This is a genomic window from Mycobacterium sp. NGS48 (genome assembly GCF_059812585.1).
In genome coordinates this window covers 1-8,626 of record NZ_JCALCY010000033.1, presented here as the reverse complement: position 1 = coordinate 8,626, position 8,626 = coordinate 1, and the positions used below count along the sequence as shown (strand labels likewise).

General features: G+C 68.1%; 6 protein-coding genes. 3 read left to right on the top strand and 3 right to left on the bottom strand.

The annotated features are described in order from the left end of the window. Positions 1-154 precede the first annotated feature (154 nt). Entirely contained in the window at positions 155-652 is a 498-nt protein-coding gene (locus tag AC5Y42_RS23445; RefSeq protein ID WP_499900955.1) for a hypothetical protein, read from the top strand. Between the two features lie 10 nt (positions 653-662). On the opposite strand, the gene AC5Y42_RS23440 is transcribed toward AC5Y42_RS23445, so the two are convergent. From AC5Y42_RS23440 to AC5Y42_RS23430, 3 genes are read right to left on the bottom strand one after another with little or no spacing between them, the layout of a single operon-like run. Further along, positions 663-2,129: a lipase maturation factor family protein gene (locus AC5Y42_RS23440; RefSeq protein ID WP_499900954.1), complete on the bottom strand. Its 1,467-nt coding sequence runs from the start codon at positions 2,127-2,129 to the stop codon at positions 663-665. A gap of 51 nt (positions 2,130-2,180) precedes the next feature. After that, positions 2,181-6,392, bottom strand: coding sequence for an alpha-(1->3)-arabinofuranosyltransferase (locus tag AC5Y42_RS23435; RefSeq protein WP_499900956.1), 4,212 nt, complete (start codon positions 6,390-6,392; stop codon positions 2,181-2,183). Positions 6,393-6,441: 49 nt separating this feature from the next. Then, a complete protein-coding gene (locus tag AC5Y42_RS23430; protein WP_065013670.1) occupies positions 6,442-6,615 on the bottom strand; it encodes a DUF2613 domain-containing protein in 174 nt (57 codons plus the stop codon). A 114-nt stretch (positions 6,616-6,729) separates the two neighbouring features. Here AC5Y42_RS23430 and AC5Y42_RS23425 point away from each other — a divergent pair, with 114 nt between their 5' ends. Further along, positions 6,730-7,875 carry a glycoside hydrolase family 3 N-terminal domain-containing protein gene (locus AC5Y42_RS23425; RefSeq protein WP_499900953.1) on the top strand — a complete coding sequence of 382 codons (1,146 nt, stop codon included), beginning with the start codon at positions 6,730-6,732 and terminating at the stop codon, positions 7,873-7,875. A 68-nt stretch (positions 7,876-7,943) separates the two neighbouring features. Next, positions 7,944-8,626 (top strand): TetR/AcrR family transcriptional regulator (locus AC5Y42_RS23420; RefSeq protein ID WP_499900952.1); only part of this gene is annotated, 683 nt, incomplete at its 3' end.

Below are 8,626 nucleotides of genomic sequence, written 5' to 3'. Positions count from 1 at the left end.
CGCGCGACCCCCTCCCAGCCCGCACAGGGGACGCCGCAGGCCACTAACTATTCGGAGTCCTGCCGCGCATGGTTGGGTGTTGGGTGCCGCGGTCCGCTGCCGGGTCGAAGGGCCGCGGTGTAAACCGCACGCGAGTACCAAGGAGCATGGCCGAATGCAGAGCAGAGTCCGCGCGGAGCGGATCGGATGGGGGCTGTGGGCCGGCGCCGCGGCCGGCGCGGCGGGCACCACTGCGCTGAATGTCCTCACTTACCTCGATATGGCGCTCCGGGGCCGACCGGCAAGCACAACGCCCGAAGAAACCGTAAAAGCGTTGGTGCGACTGCTGCACTGGACGATGCCCGGCGGCCTCGACACCCAACCGAACCGTATCGCCGGCGTCGGCGCTCTTATGGGTATCGCCGCCGGAATCGGTATCGGCGCGCTACTCGGACTACTACGCTCGCTTGGTTGGCGGCCCGGCAAAGCACTCACCACTGTGGTCGCTACCGCCGGCGCTCTGATCGGTACCAACGGACCGATGATCGCCCTCAGCGTGACGAACCCACTTACCTGGGGTGTCGTCGGCTGGATTGCCGATGTCGTTCCGCACCTCGGTTATGGTCTCGTCGCCGCCTTGGTCCTGTGCCAGCTCGACGCTCCGCACCACTGAACGCTAGTCGCTACTCCTCACTCCGGCTGGCTTTGCGCGAAGGAAATGTCAACTCTCCCAACGCGATCGGCGGGACATACTGTCCTTCCAGCGTGCGATGCCACCACGCCCGCTCGTGGCGCAGTTCCCGCCACGTGGTGAAGCGGTATCGGTAGAGCTGGACGCGCACATACTTGGGCGGACGCTCGGGGAAGGGATTGTGCCGCAGTAGCCGCAGCGTTGGCCGATCGTTTTGCAGCAGCCGCAGCAGGAATCCGCGTAGCCACGGATATGCGTAGTTCGGGGAGATGGCAGCGAACCACATCAACCAATCCAAGCGCAAATGGTATGGAGCCCATTGCCGCGGCAGGCTCCGAACTGCGCCCGGCTTGCCCTTGAATTCGTACTCTTCCCAAACGGTTTCATCGGTGATCGTGGATTCGTTGGTGCCCTCGATCACCACCTCCCGGCGGGTTCGTCCGACGCTGCCGAACGCGCCGTAGGTGTTGACCAAGTGGAACGGGTTGAACGACATGTTCATCCGCTGACGCCGCGAGATCATGTTGCGTATCGGCCAGTAGCTCAAAAGCAGTGTGGCTCCCGCGAATATGATCATCAGCGCCGCGAACCAGATCGGTGGTTCGGTCAGGGCGGGCTGCTGCGGAATCGGCAGCACCGCAGCCGCCGATGACGTGTCGATCGCGCTGCAACCCAACAGGATCGTCAGCCAGTTGAGCCAGGCGAAGTTTCCGGAGGCCACCAGCCACAGCTGGGTGATAACGATAATCGCTGCTGCCACACTGGCTACCGGCTGCGGCGCGAACAATCCGAACGGCACGACGAGTTGGGCGAAATGGTTGCCGGCCACCTCAATTCGGTGCAGCGGCTTGGGCAGGCGGTGAAAGAACCAGCTCAGCGGCCCGGGCATCGGCTGCGTCTCGTGGTGGTAGTACAGGCAGGTCAGATCGCGCCAGCACCGGTCGCCGCGCAGTTTGATCAGCCCGGCCCCGAACTCGAGCCGGAACAGCAGCAGGCGCGCCAGCCACATCGTCAGCACCGGCGGCGCAATATCGTCGTTGCCGAGAAAGATCGCCAGAAAGCCGGTTTCGAGCAGCAACGACTCCCAGCCGAAGGAATACCAGGTCTGCCCGACGTTGACGATCGACAGGTAGAGAACCCACAGCAGCAGCCACATCAGCATTGCCGCCCAGAGCGGCACCAGGCCGGCTAGTCCGGCGGCGATCGCGCCCGACAGTGCGGCGCCGAACCAGGCAACCGCGGCAAAGAACCGATCGGAATAGTGAACGTGGAAAATGCTTGGTACCCGGCGAAACGACACAGCCGCCAGATACCGGGGCGCCGGCAGCATCCCGTGCTCCCCGATCAGCGCCCGGAACTGTTGTACAGCCGCGACAAACGCCACCAGGTAGACAACGGCAATACCGCGCTCCAGTACCAGCCGGCCCAACCAATATTCAGGTGCGCTGAACCATCCCATCCCCGCTGCCTCTCGGACGGTGGATGCTTATTGTCCCGCGTACCCCGCCAGTTAGCCGCGAAACGGCTCGCGTCGCAGCCGCACCACCGAGGTGGCCAGCACTGCCAGCGAAACCAGCGCCAGCAATTGCACGCCCGCGGAATGTCCGGCATAACCGTCGACCGAGCGCCACGGGTGCCGGGACAGCATGGCACCGGCCAGAATCAGCCCGCCGGCGCTCGCGCCGATGGTGATCGCATCCCGCCACCGCTGTCGATCGCGCAGCGCCCACTGCAGTCCGAGCGCGGCGGCGAACACCGCGATCCCCGCCGGACCCGCGACCAACCCGCCGGCCGCCAGCAGCGCCACCGCCGCCCACCGCCCGGGAGCCCACGGATGGGCAGCCGGGTCGCTGCGGCCCGGGTTGCGTCGGACCGGCCACCCAACCAGCAGAACCAGCACCGGCAGCAGCGCCAATCCGCCGCCCAGCCCGGCGCGGTAGGCCGAGTTCGGCGCAAACGTCAACGTGAGAGTGCCCGAGGTCCCCGCCGGCACTATCCACCCCTGCTGCCATCCGTTGACGGCCACTGGGTCCAGCCGGGTCCCATCGCCAGTGCGTGCCCGCCAACCGCGGTTGATACTTTCCGGCACAACCAGCACCCGCGATACCGCCGCCTCGGGCACCCGTACTTCGCGCCGCGCCGCGCCCCACACGCTAGTGGCAGCGGGAATCGTTGTAGCGCTGGGTAATTGGCCAGCGAGGGGACCCGATAGCTGAACGCCGTCGACGCTGAACTGCTCACCGGGACTGATCAGCAGCTCCTGCTGACCGGCCGGTAGCGCGATCGGCTGGCGCTCGCATGGCTGGGCGGCCACCGGCTCGCCGTCCAGCAGCGCACCCACAGTGGTGGTGATCGTGGTGTGCACAAAGCGGCCGGCGATCGCGATGATCGGGCCGCGGCTGCAATCGACGGTGACCTGGCGCGAGCGGTTGCGGGCGGCGTCAGCGGCCGCCACCGGATTGCCGTCGGCGTCGATCACCGTAATTTCGGCCAGCCCCGGTGGTTTCAACTGATCAAACCCCAGCGCAGTGCGGTCGATGACGTCGTCCCAGTCGAGCAGGCTGATGATGACGCTGTCGGTCAGCCGCGGTTTCAGCGCCACGTTCTGCGCCTCGCCGTCGGTGTCCGCGCCCAGTTCTCGGATCTGCGGGCCGTCACCGAGATCCACGGCGACCAGGGTCGGATGCGTGGGCACGGCCGACCTGCTGGCGGTGAGCCGCAGTCGGGTCACCTCGGCCGGCCGGGGCAGCGTCAATGTCAGCGTCGACGGCGTCTTGTGCTGCACGACCCGTTGCGGCCCCGTCCACGCGGTGGTCGGATCACCGTCGGTGGCCGCGTACGCGGAGCCCGAGACTTCCAGGAGATCGGAGTCGCCGCGGGCGCGGGTGGTGTTCGGTTCGGCGATCAGGTCGGCCAGTTTGGGGCCGTGCCGGGCTCGCACCCAGACCGTCGGAGTGACCGACACTTGCTGCGGCACGCTCAACGTGCGGCTCAGGGTGGTCGGCACTTCCGGGGCCAACGCCATCGACGCCGCGCAGCGCATGTCCTGCGGACCTTCGGCGCAGCCGGGCCGGCCCAGCAGCTCCGAGCCCAGATCCCAACGGGCCACCGCTGAGCCCGGCGGCGGGCCGGGCACTCGCACGGTATGCCGTAGGTCGATCGGGTGGGCGAAGCCGTTGGCGTCGTACTGGGTGATGGACAGATCGGTGATGCCGAACTGCACACCGCCGGACCCGTCGTCGGTGCCGATCGCGGTGACGCGCACCCACGGGGTTTCGCCGTAGGGCAGCGCTGCGGTGAGCGGCTTACCGGCTTCGTCGAATCGCAACGTGGTGGTGCCGTTGACGGTTTCGATCTGGATCCGGCGGACCTGGGCGCCGACGGCAGTCGGGCTGGGCGTCAAGGTGATCACGCTGTTGGTCACCGGATGGTCGAAGTCCACCTGCAGCCATTGGCCCACCGCCGACTGCAGGCCATTGGACACCCATGCCGTCCCCGGGTCGCCGTCGACTGCGGCGGCCGGAGAAGTCGCCGGCGCGACGTCGGGCAGGGCGGTGGCATCCGACGAGGAACTCGATGCGGTGAGCCGTCCGCCTGTCCACCCGCCGTAGACGGTTTCCGCGCCCGGCGCGGGGTAGTCCGGCACCCTGTTGTGGGTGTGCCGGGCGTCGCCAACGGCCCGGATCGCCGACGAGTGATCATCGACCCGGCCGTAGTCGGTCTCCCGGGCAACCGGAGTGTCGGTGACGGTGACGACGGGCGTCGGCAGGCCGGCGCGCTGGGCGTCGGCGGTCATCAGTACCGGTCGCAGTGCCGGCCGCCCCAGCAGGCGGCGGCGTTCGTCGAGGCGCAACAGCACCTCGGGGCCGCCGTCGACCCGGGCCAACTGGTCGGTGTCGGCGAAGTAGGGAGCAGCCGGGTCGCCGCCCCCGGCCGCGACCCGGTAAATCTCCACGGCCGGATATCGCGGCCGCAGGCCGCTGTCGCTGATGAACCCGGACACCGGCCCGGGGCCGACCGGTGCGCCGAACTGGGCCACCTTCTGCAGGCGCGGCGAGCCTGCAATAGCCCGGTGCACCAGAATCGGGCGGGCCGAGCGTGACGTGTCCGGGTCCAGGTCATTGCGCAGCACCACATAGGAAATACCTTGGCGGGCCAGCGTATCGGCGAGGCCTGCCGAGGGGCGGCCGGCCGCGATCAGCCGTTGTACCGAATCCAGCGCCCGAATGGTTTGCGCCGGGGTCAGCGGAATCGAGTCTCGCACCCCCCACGGGCTGTCGCCGAGCACCTGCAACGGCTCGTCATGGCTGGTGCCCCACACCTGAGTGGCGAACGGGGCGCCGGGAACCACCAACACCCGGCCCGGCGCCGGCGTACCAGTGTTGTGTTCGGTCAGCCAGTCGGCGGCGTCGTGCCAATACTGCGGTATCGCGCGGAATGCGCCGGGCGGGGTCATCCGACCGGTCCACGCCAGCGAGGTGGCGACCATCAGCGCGGTCAACACCACGATCCCGGCTGCCACGCGTTTATCGCGTTCGGGATGGGCTAGCGCGCGAACCCACGCCGGCGCCGGTGTGCTGCCCGGGAGTGGCAGCCGACCCAGCAGCTGGGCCAACCCCAGCACCAGCGGGATCCGGATCAACGACTCCAGCTTGTGCACGTTGCGCAGCGGCGCCCCACCGGCGTCCAAGAAGGCCTGCACCTGGTGCGCCACCGGCGAGCCCAGCCCGCCGGAGTAGCCGACGGCGATCAGCGTCACCCCGACAAGCAGCATCGTCACCAGCCGTCCGCGTGCCGGCATGCCGCGGATGGCCAGGCCGGCCAGACCCGCCGCGGCGACCAGGCAGGTGGCCAGGATCATCAGCGACCCGGTGACCAGCGGAGCCCCCGCGGTTGCATCGGGCGCCACGAATGGTGTCCAGCTGTCGGTCCCGCGCAGCACCTCCACCAGCGACGACCATCGCGTGGTGACACCGGAGGATTCGATGAAATCGAGGAACGGCGGGCTGATCCGGGCCATCAGGACCAATGCCACCAACCACCACGACATCGCCAGGATCAGCGCCAGCAGCCACCACGCGGCGTAGCGCCACCACAACCGGTTGGGTCGATGACAGGCCCACCAGATCACCGCCGGCAGGCAACCGGCCAGCGTCGCGATGGCGTTGACCGCCCCCATCAACGCCACCGCCAGCCCGGCCTGCCCGGCCAGCCTGCGGACGGATCGGCTGGCGTCGCCGCGCAGCGCCAGGATGGTGGGCAGCAGCACCCACGGCGCCAACATGATCGGCAGCGTTTCCGAGGAGATCGACCCGAGCGTGGTCAGCACCCGCGGCGACAGTGCGAACGCCGCCGCGGCGATCACCCGCGACGCCGGGCTTCCGATGCCCAGCGCCTCGGCCACCCGCAGCAGCCCCCAGAAGCCGACGGTGAGCAGCAGAGCCCACCACAGCCGCTGAGTCACCCAACCGGGCAGCCCCAGCAGGTGGCCGGCCAAAAAGAACGTGCCGTGCGGAAACAGGTAGCCGTAAGCCTGGTTCTGCGCCTGTCCGAACGGCAGCTCGCTGTTCCACAGATTGGTTGCGCGCGCCAGGAAGCGCAGCGGGTTGGCGGTGAGGTCGAGCTTGGTGTCGGGGGAAATCTGCCCGGGCGACTGGGCGAAGGTCAATGCCAGCGCCACCGTCGCGACCAACCACAACCAGCGCCGCGACAGGCCCGCCACCGTCAAGGACACCGCCTCCTGCGAGATGGCCGAAGGCGACGTACTCAGGTCAGGTGCGGTTGCCGTACTCAACCCGGTTGAGTACCGAGGACTGCGGGTCGCCGCCGGGCAGCGGCGGCTTGGTGTCCTGCTGCACCATCAGGGTGATCCCGAAGATGGCGGCGGCACCCAGCAGCAGACCGACCACGATGCTGGCTGCGGCGGGCGCAACGAACCGGTTCATCGGGGGCTCCTTGAGAGTGCGGACTGGTGGGTCGCCGGACCTAGTCGCCCAACCTAGCACTACGGCCGGACGGGGCGGCGCCGTCGCCGATGCGTGCCGTGACAGCATGGGCCGATGGCCCTCCTACGCGTCCTGGCCGTGCTTGCTGCGGTATCAGCGCTGATCGCCTCATGTGGCACCACTGCCAAACCGCCGGAAACTCCGAGCGCATCGTCGCCCGCCCACCGTCAGCCGGCCTGCGGTGAGGGGACGGCCATGCTGGCGGCAATGTCGGGCCGCGACAAGCTGGCGCAGTTGCTGATGGTAGGAGTGCGCAACGCCGACGACGCGCGAGCGGTCGTGGCCGACCACCACGTCGGTGGCATCTTCATCGGCAGCTGGACCGATCTGTCGATGTTGACCGATGGTTCCCTGCGCGGCATCGCCGGTAGCGCGGGACCGCTGCCGCTGGCAGTCAGCGTCGATGAGGAGGGCGGTCGGGTATCCCGGCTTTCGTCGCTGATCGGAGCGGCCCCGTCGGCGCGAACGCTGGCGCAGACCCTCAGTGTCGATGACGTTTACGCGACCGCGCTGGACCGTGGCCACAAGATGCGCGGGCTGGGCATCACCGTCGACTTCGCACCGGTCGTCGATGTCACCGACGCCGCCGACGACACGGTCATCGGCGACCGCTCGTTCGGCGCGGACCCCGGAGTGGTCACCCAATATGCCGGCGCCTATGCCCGCGGCCTGCGTGATGCCGGTCTGCTGCCGGTGCTCAAACACTTCCCCGGCCACGGCCACGGTTCGGGCGACTCGCACACCGGTGGTGTGGCCACGCCACCGCTGGACCAGTTGCAGCACGACGACTTGGTCCCCTACCGGACGCTGGTGAGTGCGACGCCGGTCGGGGTGATGATCGGTCATTTGCAGGTTCCCGGCCTGACGAACAACCAGCCGGCCAGCCTGAGTCCGGCCGCCGTGCGCTTGCTGCGCACCGGCGACGGCTACGGCGGGCCGCCGTTCGACGGTCCGGTGTTCAGCGACGACCTGTCCAGCATGGCCGCGATAAACGAGCGCTACGGGGTGTCTGAGGCGGTGCTACGCGCGCTGCAGGCGGGCAGCGACATCGCGCTGTGGGTCACCACCGACGAGGTGCCCGCGGTGCTCGACCGGCTGGAGAAGGCGCTGGCCGCAGGGGAGTTGGCGCAACCGGCGGTGGATGCTTCGGTACTGCGAATGGCCGCGGTGAAGGGCCGGCCCGCGGGGTGCGGCCGATAGCGGGTGTGCGGTAAAGGCACATTGCTTACTCTGGAGTCAGATATCCGGCTGCAGACGAAGGACAGGCGATGGCAGGTGGTACCAAGCGGCTACCGCGTGCCGTCCGCGAGCAGCAGATGCTCGACGCCGCCGTCGAGATGTTCTCGATCAACGGCTACCACGAAACCTCGATGGATGCGATCGCGGCCAAAGCAGAGATCTCCAAACCGATGCTGTACCTGTACTACGGCTCCAAGGAAGAACTCTTCGGCGCGTGTCTGAACCGCGAGCTGTCCCGCTTCATCGACGGCGTACGTGAAGACATCGAGCTTCAGCAGAGCCCGAAAGACTTGCTGCGCAACACGATCGTCTCTTTCTTGCGCTATATCGATACGAACCGGTCGTCGTGGATCGTGATGTACACCCAGGCCACCAGCTCGCAGGCGTTTGCTCATACGGTGCGCGAGGGTCGCGAGCGAATCATCGAACTGGTGGCGCGCCTACTTCGGTCGGGGACCCGAAATCCCGACCCCGGCACCGACTTCGACATGATGGCCGTAGCCCTGGTGGGTGCGGGCGAGGCGGTGGCCACTCGACTGAGCACTGGTGACACCGACGTCGACGAAGCCGCCGGGTTGATGATCAACCTGTTCTGGCGCGGTCTGAAAGGCGCGCCCAGCGACGCGGCGCCCATTGTCACGACTTTCGAGCGTGACTCCTTGGCTTCGAGTGTGAACACCGGGCGGGATCCCGGCGGCGGCTTCAAGGGATA

Coding starts and splice junctions, on each gene's coding strand:
- AC5Y42_RS23445 (WP_499900955.1), top strand. CDS start 155: ATGCAGAGCAGAGTCCGCGCGGAGCGGATCGGATGGGGGCTGTGGGCC.
- AC5Y42_RS23440 (WP_499900954.1), bottom strand. CDS start 2,129: ATGGGATGGTTCAGCGCACCTGAATATTGGTTGGGCCGGCTGGTACTG.
- AC5Y42_RS23430 (WP_065013670.1), bottom strand. CDS start 6,615: ATGAACCGGTTCGTTGCGCCCGCCGCAGCCAGCATCGTGGTCGGTCTG.
- AC5Y42_RS23425 (WP_499900953.1), top strand. CDS start 6,730: ATGGCCCTCCTACGCGTCCTGGCCGTGCTTGCTGCGGTATCAGCGCTG.